Consider the following 16,074-nt stretch of genomic DNA (forward strand, 5'->3'; position numbering starts at 1 on the left):
GCCCAGGCTCAAATAAGATTGGTTTCCTATACCAGAAGTTCTCCGTCCTTCATGATTACAAGTCCATCAATGTCACAAGTGATCTTTTTCATTACAAGATCCATATGTAATGGGGAATCGGTATGGCCCCCAAACATTAAATTCTTTCCGATTCCAATGTGAAGATTTCCAAAGGAGCCTTCATCTGGTGCCATATGACCGCAAAGAACATTTTTTTCATTAAGCCCAAGCCCAAGTTCCCCCACATTATATACGGAAGAATCATGATAATCCTCTAATATTTTACGCAGAACATCTGCTTCTCTTCCTCCGCGAATGGCTACGATCATTCCATCTTTTACATCCAGATAAATGGGTTCTTCAATCAGATTCAGCTGAGGGTGAGGAATACTTCCATCAATGACTATAACTCCATTGGCGCTTCCTTCCACCGGTCCTAAAGCAACCTCAGCATTGGGCGGAAATGAAGCAGAACCCGGATGGATTGATGTTCCGTAATCAATCACCACATTGCGTCCCTTTACGCTGCAGACTAAATTGGTTCCTCCTTCTGAAGTGAGGGTAAAGGTCTCTCCATGGAATTTTTCAGCTACCCGGTTGATTACTCTTGCTACTTCATCAAAATCAGCCGTCAAGCCTCCTGTTTCAAACATATCAAGTGTGTAATCCTGCACTCCGACCCAACGGAGTCTGCCTGCCTTACACGCCTCGATGCGTGCCTTGCTGTGCATCAATGACATGGTGGTGCAGCCAAATGCAACGTCTACATTTTTCATCGCTATTGCAATTGCCTCTGTCGGTTCCGCGCCATGTCCGGCAGTGGGAGGCATTACTACCATTGTTGTTTCAAAGTAGTCTTTTGCATATTTGTAAACCATTTCTCCGATCTCTCTCTTATTATCATCGGTTATAACAAGAACCTTTTCGCCTTCTTTTAAATGGGTAACGGTGGTTAATAATTGCTTTACTCCCAATGGCATTTCTTTTGACATTTCTTTCATGAAGATTCTCCTTTTTTTATATATTTCTGATTTTTTATTTTACTTCTACAATAAGTTCCACTTCTACCGATGTTCCTCCAGGAAGTGAAGCTGCCCCAACTGCTACACGGCTATGTTTTCCAGCCTCCTCAAACACCTGATTTACAAGGTCTGAAACGGAATTTATAACAAGGGGCTGATCCTTAAATTCAGGGGTACTTGCCACATACCCTTTGATATTTACAATCCTGACAATTTCATCTAAATCACCGGTTAAATCCTTAACTGCCTTCAGACAATTTATAAATGCTGCTTTGGCTGCTTCCTGTGCCTGTTCCAGGCTGACCTCTCCTCCTACAATTCCTTTATGAATCAGCTCTCCATTCACTCTTGCCGCATGTCCTGAGACAAAAACCAATTGCCCTGTACGAACAGCACTTTCAAAGGGGCGTGCATGGAGTGCCTTTTTCCCTGCAAGCGTAAATCCGGCGTTTTTCAACTTTTCCTCGTAATTCATTCTGATGGTCTCCTTTCTTATCTATCCTTAGAGTACCATACATCATTTTCAAAAACTAATGTGAAATTTGCCCTATATTTATTGATATTGTCTATAGATCAGAGTTGAGATTCAATAATATATTAAAAATACTTCTATTTTAATTTTATTTTTCTTGTATTTTTTGATATAATAGTCAAAACAGCAATGTCAGGAGGGAAGACTTGAATTTTAATAATCTTTATTACTTTTCTGTATTAGCCAGTTTTCAGCATTATACAAAGGCTGCGGAATATCTCTGCATAACCCAGCCAAGTCTCAGTCATGCAATTGCTTCACTGGAAAAAGAATATGGGGTTAAGCTTTTTGAAAAAGACGGACGCAATGTAAAGCTAAGTAAGTACGGAAAAATGTTATACTCCTATATATCAAAAGGGTTTAAAGAAATTGAAAACGGCGACCGGCTGTTAAAGCAATTTGCATATAATGATGCCGGCTATATTGATCTGAGTTTTTTATTTGTTTTAGGTTATCAGTTCGTTCCCCAATTAATTAAAAGTTTTAATCACCATTCCGAATACAAAAATATTGCGATTAATTTGAAACAATACAATACACAGGATAGTATTAACGAACTGAAAAGCGGAAACATTGATATCAGTCTCTGCGCTTATATTTCTAATGAACCTAAAATTACATTTTTACCTGTTTTAAAGCAGGAACTGATCTGTATCGTATCCGATCAGCATCCCCTGGCTGTTTATGATTCAGTAGAAATGGAACAATTAATACCTTATCCTTTAATAAAATACTCGGAGGCTGTGGGAGAAATCCAGAATGTAATTGATAAACTATTTGATGGCTGCAGAGATCATCCTCAGACGCAAAGTTACCTTAATGAGGAAATTACGATTGCCGGACTGATCTCCACTGATATTGATCATTGCATTGCAATTGTACCTGACCTGGAACTGCTTGATCGATATAATATAAAAAAAATCAAACTGAATCATCCGGATGCATCTAGAAATATCTATCTTGCAACCGCCAACAATCGCCCCATGCCAAACTGTGTAAAACTTTTTTATGATTTTATCAAGGAATTTTGTCAGTGAGAAAAAGAAATGTCTTATTGAGATCAGAAACATTCAGAGGAAGTCACGATCTTGAAAAAAAATACAAAAGGACAGATCCGTCAAAGAACGGTCTGTCCGGTAAAACTACTATATAAATCAAATACCTGGGATCTGAAAAGCTTGTGTATGAAAAAGCCGGAATTAAATTCCCATTGTATTACCCACTAGAAGAAGAGAATCTGAATGTGTCTGTTGATGGAGCAAAACTTTGAAATTATAGGTTATTGCTCCTTCTTCCACCATTTTACAGGAATCTCATCCAGTTCCATGAGACAGTTGATCTGATTTGACAAAATTTCTTTTGTAACCTCATACACTTTGTTGGCATCACAAAGGATGCAGGACGCATCACCAAATGAAACCTTTTTCGCAGCATTTCTATCGTAAAAAGCCTGCTCCAGTTTTGTGTAAGCTTCTGATATATGATCTGTAAGAGGATTGTAGTGTCGATGCACATAAGAAGGCTTTCGTGTCCCGTCAGGCATGACAATCTCAAAATGGACCGGGTCCTTGGTGAAGCGCTCAGGTACATTTAACAGCTCCTCTACGCAATGGATAAAGGTATTTCTCTCATGCCCAACCCCAAGAAGCAGAATCTTTGCATTCAGCTCTCTCAAACGGTCATAACTTCCCCCTGGTTCGCATGGAGTAGAACAGGTTTCCTCCCCTTTGACAAACGTTTCACAAGCCTTCCCAAATGCCGCCACACTATGGGTCGGATGAAGAGATCTTACCACTCCCTTTCTTTTCAAAAACAGGTTGGGCAGAATCCCAACACAAGCCGGTTCCTTTGCCGGATCATAAATGTTATGGTCCGCTGACATTGTTGCCCATGTATGAGTCGGCAGAATGAGCAGACCGTCTGTGAGATATTCCATAAAAGCATCCAATACCGTTTCAGCGCCTCCTGCTACCTGCCCAATGGATTTCATGGACGAATGGATCAGCAACGTATCATCAGGTACAATTCCCATGGTTTTCATATCCTGCCAGAGATTCTGTTTCGTATACATAATAACAACCTTTCTTTTTCATCCTTTATCCAGGTGTGTATGAAAATGCCGGTTCATGACATGCCCTGGTTTGCAGATTCTTATGATATTCCCCCCATTATAGCCAAATTAGCTCCTTTATGCAATGCCATTCCCGTTTTTCCTGAAAGAGCCCTGCAAAGGTGAGTAACTTCTTCCTCTGCAGGGCTTTTATGTTTTGCCTGTTATTTTGTAAGGGCTTCGCACAGCGCAAGAATCGTCAGGGACTGTCCATATGCCATGGGCGCAACCAGAATGTTTTTATAATGATCCTTATTATATCCCATACCTGTTCCGCCAGACACATGGAGGACCGTTCCGTCGGAATCAATGTTGTTAAGGATTCCGGCAATGGCTTTATTGGCACACTCCAGATAAGAATCATCGAGAATTCCCATCTTGATGCCTTTTAAGATTCCTGCTGCAATAGCTGCGGAGCCAGACACCTCTTCATAGCTGTCCCGGTCATCCAGTACCGTGTGCCAGAGACCGCTTTTGCTCTGTAAGTGAATAAGAGCTTTTGCCTGGGCTTTATAAGTATCTGTCACAAACTGCCGGATTGCAACATTCATGGTTCCCTGGAATAAATCAATGTATTCCAGGATTCCGGCTGTAAACCAGCTATTCCCCCGGCACCAGAATACTCCGCCAAAGTTATTTCGCTCCTGGAAGGTCCAGCCATGATAAAACAGTCCTGTTTTCTTATCATACAGGTATTTAATGTGCATGAGAACCTGATGATATGATTCATCAATCCAGTCCTGTCTGTTGTATTTCAGTCCCATTTTTGTGAGGAATAATACGGTCATGAACAGAGTATCGATCCACATCTCATTTTCATTTAACCGGACACCCAGGCGGTCCCCATTGGCACTGGTTACATGCTGGAATCCGCCCTCTTCCGTTCTTGGAAGGCATTTCATCAGCCACTGTGCCCAGCTAAGACAGAGATCCTCCATCTCCTTGTCTTTCCATGATTCATTTAAGTCTGCAAGAGCCAGAAGGGGAGTTGTGGTATTGATGTTTTTAGAAGGAAGACCTTCCTTTATGTTTTCTTTATACCACTGATACAAAAAATCATTGTAAGCTTTTTTTTCCTCAATTTTCTCCATCTTTGCAAGACCGTAAAGCCCTACGCCCTGGGGCCAGTCCCATTCTTTGATTCCAAAGTCTCTTTTAAAATATCCTACAGACTCTTTGCGGTCTTCCTCTGCCAGAACTGCTTCTGTTTCGCCAAGATGCAGCAATTTATTAACTACAAGATCCAGCTTCGTTCTGATTTCACTGGTGTCTGGTCTTTGCATGTTTTTTCTCCATTCTGCTGATTTTAATAGTTACCACATATCTACGGCATGGCCATTGATTTTTAAAATTGCTTCTATGAAATAAAAATCGCCATAGATAATCGGATATTCGTGAATTGCTTCTTTATAAGAAGCAGAGCATTTATCAAGAAAATAATCCACATCTTCTCCCCACTGGCATCTCTTTTCAGATAATGTTTTTAAAAGATCAAGGGCTGCATCTTCATAGATATTTTTGTCTTTTTCCTCCAGACAGGCAGCCAGTTCAAGAAGACCGGATGCAGCAAGTGCGGCTGCAGAGGAATCTTCCCAGGTACAGGTCTTAGGCTGGCAGAAATCAATGGGAATTAATCCACTTTCCGGAATATGGTTCACATAATAATCTGCAATACGGCAGGCAGTGTCCAGATACTCCTTTTTTCCAGTGTGTTTATAACTGAGGGTGAAACCATAGATGCCCCATCCCTGTCCTCTGGTCCAGGAAGAACCTTCTGCATATCCCTGCCCCTTGTGGCTTTTTACCATACCGCCATTTACCGGATCAAACTCTACGATGTGAGCAACGGACCCGTCTTCTCTGACAAAGTTTCTCATGGCTGTATCCGCATGGCTCACTGCCATCTGATAAAATCTTGGGTCCTTTGTCTCATTTGATGCCCAGTAAAGCAAAGGAAGGTTCATCATACAGTCAATAATGGCATATCCCCTGTGATCTTCCTCCCCCCGGTCATTCCAGGCCCTAAAAAACTGTCCTGCCGAATTGTACCTTCCCGCCAGATTTGATGCCGCCAGAAGCGCCCGGTTAAGGGCATGTTTTGATCCAGTTGCCTTATAATTCACCACTGCGGTGGGAAGCCATTTAAATCCGTTGTCATGATCCATATATTCATAGTGAAGAAAATTTTCATCCAGTTTTTCTTCAATTTCCAGAGCATTGCCAAGTCCGGTCTGATCTCCGGTCCGGTCATATAAAAACCACATGATTCCTCCAAAAAATCCATTGGTCCACCAACCGATTTTCTCTCCGGAACAGTCGTCAAATATGCCGTTTTCCGCCGTATAGGGAATCTTATGCTGACTGCGCTGTGCCACCTTTTTCAGTTTTGCCATAATACGGGCTTCTGCTTTTGCAGCCCAATCCTGATATTCCGCTCTCATCCCGCTTCCTCCTGATTTTATCCATTTACTGTGATTTCTTTTTCTTTATATTTCACAACAATTCCATTTTTAATTATTTCTACTTCCGGACGTTCTTCATAAAAAGTACTCGCTTCTTTTGAAGCATCTCCAAACACACAGCTTACCAGTACATGGCTACCCGCCTTTAGGTGATGACGAATCAGGGGCATGACTGTAAGGGAGTGCATGACGTTGGTATTTGGAAAGCACTGGATTACTTCCGGTGCTCCGCCTGACAGACTTACCATTGCAGAGATTCCCCATGGTAATCTGGCTTCTGCAGATGATTGATTGGTTCTTATCTGACTCTGGGAGTATTTTATACCTGTGCTGCTTTCTGCCTGAATGCTGAATCCCCCGTCAATGATATCAATCTCTGCCTCACAGGTAATCTTATGAATTCTGACATGCCATGGAGAACAGGGAATAATAATACTTTCTGCCCAAACATCACGAACAGGTTCATAGACGGTTTTTAAATAGTCCTCTTCTACCAGGAACTTTTTACACCCCTGCATCATGACAAACCGGTTTTCCCCTCCATGGGAAAAAGCAATGGTATTGTCAAATGCTCCATCGTTGCACTCATAACCTCTGGATATGCTGAAACCAAACTGATTGGAGTAGACAAATTTCTCATACTTTTCCGAAATATGACCATGATTTCCAGGACAATGCTGACCAGCCGGGTATGCCATGACACTGTGATTAGCTCCATGAGTGATAATCATATGAGGACTTTTTAACCTTTTATGAGTTTCATAGTGAAATTCTTTCTTTTCTGCCTTCCAGAATTCATGATCTTTTGGAAGGGCAAGAATAAGAAATGCTTTTAAAGACCAGTAAGGAGAACCCGGACCATTATAATGTTCTGCCATGATCATATTGGGGTAAGAGTAGCCAATTGTCAGGATTCCAGCCTGATCAAAGATTGGTTTCTTAAACCAGCCCTCCATATGGTTTACAAATATCTGTTTCACCACACTGGTATCAGTGCCGGAAGATCCGCAAAACGCAAAAGCGCTCCAGAATGCGCCCTGGGCAAACCGGTAGATCAGGCTTCTTCCAAAAGGAATGCTGCTTCCGTCATTGGCAAAGAAATATAAGAACTCTTTTGCAAATGCCTCTGCCCTGTTCTGCAATACCTTTGCCCACTCCGGATCTCTTTCTTTCATGAAAGTCCCATAAATCTGTCCATAAAAATGGAAGGCAAATGCGATATAATAATCCATCTTATCCTTGCCCCCATCCACGTACCAGCCATGTTCCAGATAGGAGTCTTCAATGAGTTTTTTGTCCTCAGAAAAACGCTCAGAAGAGGAAGGCAGGCCCAGAAGTTCAAATAAAGCATTGGCAAGCACCCGGAAGAACCGCCAGTTGTTCTTTGGCATCTCACAGCCATTCATCTGATTGAGCCACTGATAGAGATTGAATTTCTCCTGTTCTTTCAATCCGTGCCACATGTCTCTGTTTAACAAAAAGAGAACCACAATGGCGGCTGCCTCTACAATTCTCTGATCGTAGTCCTCCATGTCTCCCCAGTATTCGTCCCCTTCTGGATCAGTTCCTGCAATTATTCCCTGTAAGATCAGGTTTTTCCACTCTTTTCCTTCTGTTTGGATTTCCTCATCATCATAGGAGCATAACTGGGAAAAAAGGGGACCAAGCCCCCATAGTATTCTTGCGAAGCCTTCCATGGCAGCAATTCTGCTGCCATAATGGACTCCTGTTGCTCCAATATTTAAATATGCCTTTTTCGGACTGTAATGTTTTTTCAAAGGTCTGATTAATGTAAGCAGACTCCTTGCCATATCTTCCCTTGTTTGAAAACTGTAATCAGCCATCATTATCCTTTCACACCTCCTGAAGTGATCCCTTCTACAAAGTATTTCTGTGCAAAGAAATAAAGAAGTATCGGTGGTATCATAGATACAAATGACATCGCCAGTACCTGATTCCACGGAGTGGATGATCCCTGACCGTCAATGGACATCTTTAGGGCAAGAGATAATGTGAAATTTTTCACACTGCTGATATAAACCAGATTGTTAAAGTAATCATTCCATCTCCAAAGGGTCTGGAAGATTACTACGGAAAACAGTGCCGGTTTCATCAGCGGAAACAGTACCTTAACAAATACCATGAATGGGTTGCAGCCATCAATATATGCGGATTCATCCAGCTCTCTTGGAATTCCGCGGAGAAACTGAATCTGCATAAAGATAAAGAATGGATAACAGGCAAGAATCGCCGGCATCCAGAATGGCATATAAGTATCCACCCAGCCAAATTTATTAAATGCCACATATCTTGGGATAATAACCACGGAATCGGGGAGCATCAACGTGGAAATCATCAACAGAAAAAACAGTTTCTTTCCCGGAAAACGGAATCTTGCAAAACCGTAAGCAACAATTCCCGTTGATAAAACAGTAAATACTACCGTGGGAATAACAAGCTTAAACGTATTTAAATAAAAACTGGTATAAGTAAACTGTCCGCTTCCTCTCCAGCCCTTTTTAAAGGGATCAAAGGAAAAATGCTTTGGAAACAGGTCCATCTTTCCAAACAGTTCCTGGTTTTCTTTAAACGTTGCAAAGAACAGCCAGATTAACGGATAAATCATAAAAATACCGATAAAGATCAGGATGCCGTATGCAGCTAAATTTTTTCTATCTCTCATTTTCATCAGTCTGTTCCTCCGTCATTATAAAATACCCATGCATCCGAAGACTTGAACACAACCATGGTAACTGCCAGAATTGTTAAAAATAAAATCCAGGATGCCGCAGAAGCATATCCCATTTTTAAATTCTGAAATGCGTCTTCATAGATTTTTACTCCCATTAAATAAGTTCCATGGTTGGGGCCTCCATTGGTAATAATAAAGGCAGAAGTAAATTCCTGAAGGGCATGGATAATCTGCATCATCAGGTTAAAGAACACAATCGGAGTGATCATAGGAAGTGTAATCTTCCAGAACTGTCTCCATTTGCTGGCTCCGTCTACAGAAGCGGCTTCGTAAAGTTCTGTTGGAACATTTTTTAATCCTGCCAGAAACAATACCATGGAAGAACCAAACTGCCAGACAACCAGAAGGCTGATGGAAACAAGCGCAATCTTAGGATTGCCAAGCCAGTCTACGGATGGAATTCCAATGACAGCCAGTGCTTTATTTACCATACCTTCTTTCATAAACATGAACTTCCAGAGAATGGAGATTGCCACACTGCCTCCCATAATGGAAGGAAGATAATAAACAGTACGGAAAAAGTTAATTCCTTTTAATTTCATATTTAAAACCATTGCAATTGCCAGTGCCATGATCAGCTTCATGGGAACAGACAGCAGGGAATATTTTATCGTAATGAAAAAGGACTTCCAGAAATATTTGTCCTTATTAAACAAGTTAACATAATTTTTTAATCCTACCCATTTTCCATCACTTAATATAGAAAAATCTGTGAATGAATAATAGAGCGACATTAACAGGGGATAAGCCTGAAGAAGCGCAAATCCAATTAACCATGGGAAGATAAAAACCAGTCCCCATTTCCAGTTTTTGGGGTATTTTCTTACACCCGCACTTGCTGCATATTGATTTTTCATGTATTTCCTCCATCAAAAAAGGAATACCGGCCTTCCACATGTCTGTTCAGGCAGAATCCAGTATCCCTTTATTTCGTTCCTGCTGCCAGTTACTTCTCTGATTTCAATGAGGAAAGTACCTCTGTATACTGGTCAACAATATATTTGGCTCCCTCTTGCGGAGTGAGATCTCCGTAGATAACTTCCTGGATTACATCTTTTCGGATGGTTTCCAGTTCTGTGTTGGCACTGATTGTGTTGATGTTATAAGAATCAGGCTGGCAAAGAGCAACTGCCTTTTTCTGGGTCATATTTAACAGACCTTTTTCTTCCAGAGTCTTTTCTGCTATTTCAGTGGGACAATAGCCTCTTGTTGTCTGTAAGATCTCAATCGCTTCCGGATCATTTTGCAGGAAGTTTAAGAATTTTGCAGTTTCTTCTTTATTCTTTGAGTTGTCATTAATGCAAAGCCCCATATTACTGGAGAAATCAACACCGCTTGACACAGCATTTTCAATAACCGGAATCTTCATAACATCAATGTCACTGGATGTGGAAGATTCATATTTAGGACTGGAACCGGTATTGTCAAGAAGCATTCCAACCTTTCCATTCACCCATTTGTTGTTCTGATCCATCTGACCTACAAAGACTGCCGCTTCACCAAATGGTTCTAAGGTATTTGTCTTATACAGATCCAATATGTTCTGAAGGGAACCTGCCATCTGCTCCTCTGTAAAATTCAGCTCATAAGTATCCTCGTTTACCAGGCTGTCTCCTGTCTGCTGTGCAATATATGCCAGTACAATCAGACGGTTCAATACGTCAATATCTGCAGTCATTAAGTAAGACTCTGAATCCTGTGCATGTATGCTTTCACCCAGTTTTTTAATCTCATCCCAGGTATACTGCTTTGTGCTGTCAATGCCGAAACGGGAAGCAAATTCTGTATTAATATAAAGAACCTGTCCTCCAACCGTACAAGGGAACATCACTGGTTCACCATCGTACATTCCAGATTTTTCAATGGTATCCTTCTTTAAGGTTGTTAAGTCTACCGGAAGTTTGGAAAGGTCTGCAATGTAATGCTTTGCATTCTGCACATCACCGATCCAGTCTCTGGAAAACTGGAAGAGGTCCGGAGCCGTTCCGCTCGATAATGTGGTCATCATCTTTTCATAATAACCATCATATCCCTGATATTCACCCTCAATTTTTACGTTGGGGTTTTTGCTTTCATATAATTCAATTGCCTTTAACGTTGCTTCATGTCTGGAATCACCGCCCCACCATGCAAATCTTAATGTAACCTGTTCCCCGTTGTCTGCGCTTCCAGCCTTTGATGACTCTGCCTCTGTCTGAGCACTTGTTGTTTCTTCCTTCTGGCTGGATGAATTACATCCGGTCAGAGAAAAAGCAAGTGCCGCCGCTGTAATCAGTGAAAATACCCCACTCCATTTCTTTTTCATCATAATCCTCCTCATTACTGAAATAGTTAGTGCTTGTTTGTTCTTGCATTATCTTACCATAGATTCCTAAATTTGAAACTGATCTGCCATTGGCTGTAGATATCATAAAATTCTATCTTTATTTTTCCAGACTATCTTTATTTTATAGAATAGTAGGTTGTCTTGCATTCAATTTTCTTCTTTGTTATACTGAACACGAAACTACATTCTATGGGGAAAGAAATGCAGGGGGATTATATGTATCAATTATTGGTAGTGGATGACGAGATTCATTCAAGAAACACGCTTGCCACATGTTTTCCCTGGGAAGACTTAGGATTTCAGATCTGTGGACAGGCAGATAACGGAAAAGAAGCACTGGATCTAATGAAAGAGAAAGTGGTTCATGTAATCTTTACAGACATCAGTATGCCGGTTATGGATGGCATCGGACTGGCGAAATCCATTGCTTCTTTCAAAGGGACAAAACCGCTTGTGGTATTTTTAAGCGCACATGATGATTTTAAGTACGCACAGGAAGCGCTTCGGTATGGGGTGAGATATTATGCACTGAAACCTTCCAGTTTCTCAGAATTAAAAGAAATATTTGGTCTGATCCGGGAAGAACTGGATGTGAAATTCCAGATTCAGCCTGCTTCTGAGAAAACAGAGAACGGAGATGAAACAATTAAAAAAGTACTGGAATACTGTAAAACTCATTATAGGGAAGGGTCTCTTTCTGATTTATCTGAGTCCCTTTATTTAAATCCATCTTATTTAAGCCAGCTGATCAAACAGAGAACAAGCATGACATTTTCCGATCATCTTGTGAAAATGCGCATGAAACAGGCAGTTCTGTTTCTACAGGACCCTGATGTGAAGATCTATCATATCAGCAGCATGGTTGGATACATTAACTCCAATAACTTTACACGGGCTTTTCGGGCTTATTACGGAATGACGCCCTCGGAATACCGGATGAACATGGAGAAACCAACATGAAACAGACCAAAAAGGGCGTACGCAAACGATTATCTGTGAGGTATAAGTTTTTTACCAAAAGTCTGTTGACCAATTGCCTTCTCCTGCTGATTCCAATTATGATGGTAGGACCTTACAGCATCTTTCAATCCTCTAAGGCAAATACCACCTCCATTGAAAAGAGCACTTATCAGACCCTTCACCAGCTTGAGAAGACCATGGATCTGCTTTACTCGAACATTGATAATGCAAATATCTTCTTCTCCTCCAACCCAAGGGTTACCATTCAGATGAAGAAGGCATTTAACGAAAAAGCTCTGTCTTTAGATTCGTTAAAAAACATTGAAAATCTATCGCTATATTTTCAAAATCTGATTTTTACAGATCCATATATCGAAAATATTTATGTGTATTTTGATAATGGTAATAATCGGATTTATCTTCCTCAAAAAGGAGCAATTCAGACAATTTCTTCTCCAGAAGAACAACTTTTTGTTGATACCTATCAGGCTTCCGGCAACCGGGATTTCTGGATGGAGATCAGTCATAAAAAGGCAATTCGTTCCAAAGGCACCATTGACTCGCTGATCATCTACCAGAGACTTTATACCCGTTTTGCTAAAAAACCAGTGGGTATGATTGCTTTTGAATATAATTTAAACCGTATGGAACAATACTTTCAGACTCTGCTGCAGTACACCAGCCAGACCGTATACTTCATGGACCCTGAGGGAAATATTCTCTACACCAATCAGAAGTCTCCGGATTCTGCAAAAGAGCTGAAATCCGTTTATCACAAACTGGCTGCCAGAGAGGAACAGCACCTGTTTGACATGGAATTTGAGGGTGTGAGTCAAAAAGCAGCCTATTTAAGTTCCAAACGAACCAACGGGCTGACCTATATTACGTTTACGCCCTCTAGTGAGATCTATAAGACTACAAGAAATCTATCCGGCACCTATATGCTTCTTATGTTTTCCGGTATTTTTCTCTCATTTATGCTGGCTTTTTATAAGACTAATAAGGAATACCGGTATTTAAACAGTATAATTGATATATTCAGTGATCCTTCCGCTTCCCAGCAGCATTTTGAGAAGATGCCTGCAAAAGCAGGAAATCCGTTTGAATACATTATGCTGAATATTATACGGTTGTTTTTGGAACAGAAATACTTAAAGGTTCAGGCTTCCGAGCGGGATTACAAACTTCAGATTTTAAAGATGCAGGCTTTGCAGCATCAGATCAATCCCCACTTTCTTCATAATACATTAAACACCATTTACTGGGAGTCCATAAGGCTGACATCTTCGGAAAATTCGTGCAGCACCATGGTTTCCAGCCTTTCCTCCGTCATGCGCTATTCTTTAAGCGATCCTCAGGAAAACGTTATGATACGGGAAGAACTAAACTATTTAAAGACTTATTTAACCATTATGAAAACCAGGTATCAGGATCAATTTGAGATCATTTCCCGCATTGATGAGACCAGTAATCTCTATCCCATTAAAAAAATGATTCTCCAGCCCATTGTAGAGAATGCCATCTATCATGGAATTAAGGAAAAAAAGGGAAAGGGCATGATCTATGTGGGAGTAAAACGTCTGAAACGATCCATACTGTTTTATATTCTGGATAACGGGATTGGAATTCCTTCTGATCAACTGAAAGACCTGCAAGAAAAGCTTTCAAAGAATTCAGGAATTTCCTCCTCTCACATCGGACTGACCAATACCAACCTCCGGTTAACACTCGCCTATGGAAACCAGTGCGGTCTGCGGCTGAAAAGCATCAATGGAAGGTATACACTGGTTTACTTCCGTATTCCGCTGATTCAGACTTCCATAGGGCAGAATAATTCTTAAACGATCAATCATCATGCAAAAGGAGGTTTTACCTATGGCTCACCACTGCAATTGTCACGGTCAGCTATGTACTTCACGAATCTCCCTCTTTGAATCCCTTTCCTGTGAGGAACAAAAAGAATTAATTGCAAAAGCACAGCATCTGGATTACCAAAAGGGGGATACTATCTTTTATGAACATGACCCAGCGGACAAAATTATGATCATCCGATATGGAAAAATCAAAATCAACCGTTACTCTTTAGAAGGAAAAGAATCTGTTCTTGATATTCTGGATGAAGGGGATTTCTACGGAGAGCAGAACCTGTTTGGAGGCAATTTACTGGAAGCAAATGCGGTATCCATGGGAGAAAGCGGTGTCTGTCTGATTTCTGTAAAAGACATTCAGGAACTGATTTTAAAACGACCGGAGGTGGGAATTAAACTTCTTAACGTTATTGGTCATAAGCTTTCCCTTGCCAATGAGCTGGTTCAGTTATTATCCGTCAACGATGCCAAAGCAAGAATTGCAGGTTTTATCTTATATAGAAGCAACCGTACCAGCCTTTCCACCATTGAACTGACCAGAGAAGATATCGCAGCATACATCAACATCCGGAGAGAAACCATCAGCCGGAAGCTGGGAGAGCTGCAAAAAGAAGGCGCCATTATGCTGGAAGGGAATAAAAAGGTTCGGATTCAGAACAAAGATATTCTGCGGGATCTTTTTGAAAATAGCCGGTAAATAAAAAGAAACTTTAAAATAATGATTCAAATCACATTTTTCTTTCTGTTAACGGGTTATACTAGGTTTACAAAAGCGGTTGACGCTAAGAGAGAGAAATATATATCTACAGAAAACTCACAGTTGTTTTTTTAATATGAAGGAGGACTTTAAGATGAAAAAACTTGTAAAGAACAATGTAAACTGGGTAGGTATTATTGACTGGGAGCTGGAATCCTTTCACGGTGCAGATTACTCCATCAATCACGGTTCCAGCCAGAACGCTTATCTCATACAGGAGGAAAAGACCGTTCTGATTGATACGGTGTGGAAACCCCACTCCACTGAATTTATTGACAACCTTGAAAAAGAGATTGATTTAAAGAAAATCGACTTTATTGTAGCAAACCATGGTGAGATTGATCACAGCGGCTCTCTTCCTGCATTGATGGAAAAGATTCCTGGAACTCCCATCTATTGCACAGAAAACGGCGTGAAATCCTTAACTGGACAGTATCACCATCCGGAATGGAACTATCAGGTGGTTAAAACCGGAGATTCTGTGGATATTGGAAACGGCAAAAAGCTTGTATTTGTGGAAATGAAAATGCTTCACTGGCCAGACAGCATGGCTACCTATCTGACAGGAGATAATATTCTTTTCTCCAACGATGCCTTTGGACAGCATTTTGCTGTGGAAGAGCTGTTTAATGACAAGGCAGATCAGTGCCGCCTGTGGGAAGAAGCTCAGAAATATTATGCGAATATCTTAAATCCATTTTCTGTTCTTGTGAAAAAGAAGGTGGAAGAAATCCAGGCGTTAAACCTTCCCATTGATATAATAGCAACCAGTCATGGCTGTATCTGGAGAGATAATCCCATGCAGATCGTAGAAAAATACTATGAGTGGTCCCAGAACTATAAAGAAGACCAGATCACCATTGTCTACGATACCATGTGGGATGGAACCAAACAGCTTGCCCATAAAATCAGCGCTGAGATTGCGCAGATTGCTCCTCAGACCCGTGTGAGAATCTATAATATCTCCAAATCAGACAAAAATGATATTATGACAGAAGTATTCCGGTCAAAAGCGATTGCCCTCGGTTCCCCAACCGTTGGCGGAAACATTCTTTCCTCCGTAGGGGGCTGGCTGGAATTTTTAAAAGAGCTTCGATTTAAAGAGAAAAAAGCGGCTGTCTTTGGCTGCTACGGCTGGAGTGGGGAAGGCACAAAAGTTCTTAGAGAGCGGCTTAGCGGTGCTGGATTCTCCGTAGTCGACCCGGAAATCAAATGTCTCTGGAACCCACGGGAAGACGATTTTGATCAGGCAAAGGATATTGCAAAAGCCCTTTGTGAATAAATC

General features: G+C 41.0%; 14 protein-coding genes. 5 read left to right on the plus strand and 9 right to left on the minus strand.

Annotated elements, in window-relative coordinates:
* Nucleotides 1-26: 26 nt before the first annotated feature.
* Together FAY33_RS15445 and FAY33_RS15450 are read right to left on the minus strand one after the other, a co-directional pair.
* The gene (locus FAY33_RS15445; protein ID WP_143322131.1) at nucleotides 27-1,001 is read right to left on the minus strand and encodes an aminopeptidase; all 975 of its coding nucleotides are present in this window, start codon (nucleotides 999-1,001) and stop codon (nucleotides 27-29) included.
* Nucleotides 1,002-1,035: 34 nt separating this feature from the next.
* The gene (locus FAY33_RS15450; RefSeq protein ID WP_143322132.1) at nucleotides 1,036-1,497 is read right to left on the minus strand and encodes a RidA family protein; all 462 of its coding nucleotides are present in this window, start codon (nucleotides 1,495-1,497) and stop codon (nucleotides 1,036-1,038) included.
* Between the two features lie 203 nt (nucleotides 1,498-1,700).
* Between FAY33_RS15450 and FAY33_RS15455 the strand changes: the two genes are divergently transcribed.
* Nucleotides 1,701-2,591: a LysR family transcriptional regulator gene (locus FAY33_RS15455; RefSeq protein WP_143322133.1), complete on the plus strand. Its 891-nt coding sequence runs from the start codon at nucleotides 1,701-1,703 to the stop codon at nucleotides 2,589-2,591.
* 242 nt (nucleotides 2,592-2,833) lie between these two features.
* Here FAY33_RS15455 and FAY33_RS15460 read toward each other — a convergent pair whose 3' ends face one another.
* The 7 genes from FAY33_RS15460 to FAY33_RS15490 all read right to left on the minus strand — a co-directional run bounded on the left by FAY33_RS15460 (nucleotide 2,834) and on the right by FAY33_RS15490 (nucleotide 11,186).
* Nucleotides 2,834-3,625 (minus strand): AAC(3) family N-acetyltransferase, encoded by a 792-nt coding sequence (locus FAY33_RS15460; RefSeq protein ID WP_143322134.1) that lies wholly within the window; start codon nucleotides 3,623-3,625, stop codon nucleotides 2,834-2,836.
* Between the two features lie 203 nt (nucleotides 3,626-3,828).
* Nucleotides 3,829-4,947 carry a glycoside hydrolase family 88 protein gene (locus FAY33_RS15465; RefSeq protein ID WP_143322135.1) on the minus strand — a complete coding sequence of 373 codons (1,119 nt, stop codon included), beginning with the start codon at nucleotides 4,945-4,947 and terminating at the stop codon, nucleotides 3,829-3,831.
* Between the two features lie 30 nt (nucleotides 4,948-4,977).
* A complete protein-coding gene (locus FAY33_RS15470; protein WP_143322136.1) occupies nucleotides 4,978-6,105 on the minus strand; it encodes a glycoside hydrolase family 88 protein in 1,128 nt (375 codons plus the stop codon).
* Nucleotides 6,106-6,122: 17 nt separating this feature from the next.
* Nucleotides 6,123-7,973 (minus strand): DUF2264 domain-containing protein, encoded by a 1,851-nt coding sequence (locus FAY33_RS15475; RefSeq protein WP_143322137.1) that lies wholly within the window; start codon nucleotides 7,971-7,973, stop codon nucleotides 6,123-6,125.
* Complete coding sequence (locus tag FAY33_RS15480; RefSeq protein WP_143322138.1) at nucleotides 7,973-8,815, minus strand: carbohydrate ABC transporter permease; 843 nt, start codon at nucleotides 8,813-8,815, stop codon at nucleotides 7,973-7,975. The genes FAY33_RS15475 and FAY33_RS15480 overlap by 1 nt, the downstream gene beginning before the upstream one ends.
* Nucleotides 8,815-9,735: a sugar ABC transporter permease gene (locus FAY33_RS15485; protein WP_143322139.1), complete on the minus strand. Its 921-nt coding sequence runs from the start codon at nucleotides 9,733-9,735 to the stop codon at nucleotides 8,815-8,817. Before FAY33_RS15485 ends, FAY33_RS15480 begins: the two co-directional genes overlap by 1 nt.
* 89 nt (nucleotides 9,736-9,824) lie before the next feature.
* Nucleotides 9,825-11,186 (minus strand): ABC transporter substrate-binding protein, encoded by a 1,362-nt coding sequence (locus FAY33_RS15490; protein WP_243126787.1) that lies wholly within the window; start codon nucleotides 11,184-11,186, stop codon nucleotides 9,825-9,827.
* A 234-nt stretch (nucleotides 11,187-11,420) separates the two neighbouring features.
* On the opposite strand from FAY33_RS15490, the gene FAY33_RS15495 reads away from it, so the two are divergent.
* The 4 genes from FAY33_RS15495 to FAY33_RS15510 all read left to right on the plus strand — a co-directional run bounded on the left by FAY33_RS15495 (nucleotide 11,421) and on the right by FAY33_RS15510 (nucleotide 16,071).
* The gene (locus tag FAY33_RS15495) at nucleotides 11,421-12,164 is read left to right on the plus strand and encodes a response regulator (RefSeq protein WP_143322140.1); all 744 of its coding nucleotides are present in this window, start codon (nucleotides 11,421-11,423) and stop codon (nucleotides 12,162-12,164) included.
* The gene (locus FAY33_RS15500) at nucleotides 12,161-14,005 is read left to right on the plus strand and encodes a sensor histidine kinase (protein WP_143322141.1); all 1,845 of its coding nucleotides are present in this window, start codon (nucleotides 12,161-12,163) and stop codon (nucleotides 14,003-14,005) included. Before FAY33_RS15495 ends, FAY33_RS15500 begins: the two co-directional genes overlap by 4 nt.
* A 34-nt stretch (nucleotides 14,006-14,039) precedes the next feature.
* A complete protein-coding gene (locus tag FAY33_RS15505; protein ID WP_185967659.1) occupies nucleotides 14,040-14,729 on the plus strand; it encodes a Crp/Fnr family transcriptional regulator in 690 nt (229 codons plus the stop codon).
* Nucleotides 14,730-14,883: 154 nt separating this feature from the next.
* The gene (locus FAY33_RS15510; RefSeq protein ID WP_143322143.1) at nucleotides 14,884-16,071 is read left to right on the plus strand and encodes an MBL fold metallo-hydrolase; all 1,188 of its coding nucleotides are present in this window, start codon (nucleotides 14,884-14,886) and stop codon (nucleotides 16,069-16,071) included.
* Nucleotides 16,072-16,074: the final 3 nt, after the last annotated feature.

It is taken from the genome of Clostridium sp. HBUAS56010, from assembly GCF_007115105.1.
In the GTDB taxonomy this organism is placed as follows: domain Bacteria; phylum Bacillota; class Clostridia; order Lachnospirales; family Lachnospiraceae; genus Lacrimispora.

Coding starts and splice junctions, on each gene's coding strand:
- FAY33_RS15445 (WP_143322131.1), bottom strand. CDS start 1,001: ATGAAAGAAATGTCAAAAGAAATGCCATTGGGAGTAAAGCAATTATTA.
- FAY33_RS15450 (WP_143322132.1), bottom strand. CDS start 1,497: ATGAATTACGAGGAAAAGTTGAAAAACGCCGGATTTACGCTTGCAGGG.
- FAY33_RS15460 (WP_143322134.1), bottom strand. CDS start 3,625: ATGTATACGAAACAGAATCTCTGGCAGGATATGAAAACCATGGGAATT.
- FAY33_RS15465 (WP_143322135.1), bottom strand. CDS start 4,947: ATGCAAAGACCAGACACCAGTGAAATCAGAACGAAGCTGGATCTTGTA.
- FAY33_RS15470 (WP_143322136.1), bottom strand. CDS start 6,105: ATGAGAGCGGAATATCAGGATTGGGCTGCAAAAGCAGAAGCCCGTATT.
- FAY33_RS15475 (WP_143322137.1), bottom strand. CDS start 7,973: ATGATGGCTGATTACAGTTTTCAAACAAGGGAAGATATGGCAAGGAGT.
- FAY33_RS15480 (WP_143322138.1), bottom strand. CDS start 8,815: ATGAAAATGAGAGATAGAAAAAATTTAGCTGCATACGGCATCCTGATC.
- FAY33_RS15485 (WP_143322139.1), bottom strand. CDS start 9,735: ATGAAAAATCAATATGCAGCAAGTGCGGGTGTAAGAAAATACCCCAAA.
- FAY33_RS15490 (WP_243126787.1), bottom strand. CDS start 11,186: ATGATGAAAAAGAAATGGAGTGGGGTATTTTCACTGATTACAGCGGCG.
- FAY33_RS15495 (WP_143322140.1), top strand. CDS start 11,421: ATGTATCAATTATTGGTAGTGGATGACGAGATTCATTCAAGAAACACG.
- FAY33_RS15500 (WP_143322141.1), top strand. CDS start 12,161: ATGAAACAGACCAAAAAGGGCGTACGCAAACGATTATCTGTGAGGTAT.
- FAY33_RS15505 (WP_185967659.1), top strand. CDS start 14,040: ATGGCTCACCACTGCAATTGTCACGGTCAGCTATGTACTTCACGAATC.
- FAY33_RS15510 (WP_143322143.1), top strand. CDS start 14,884: ATGAAAAAACTTGTAAAGAACAATGTAAACTGGGTAGGTATTATTGAC.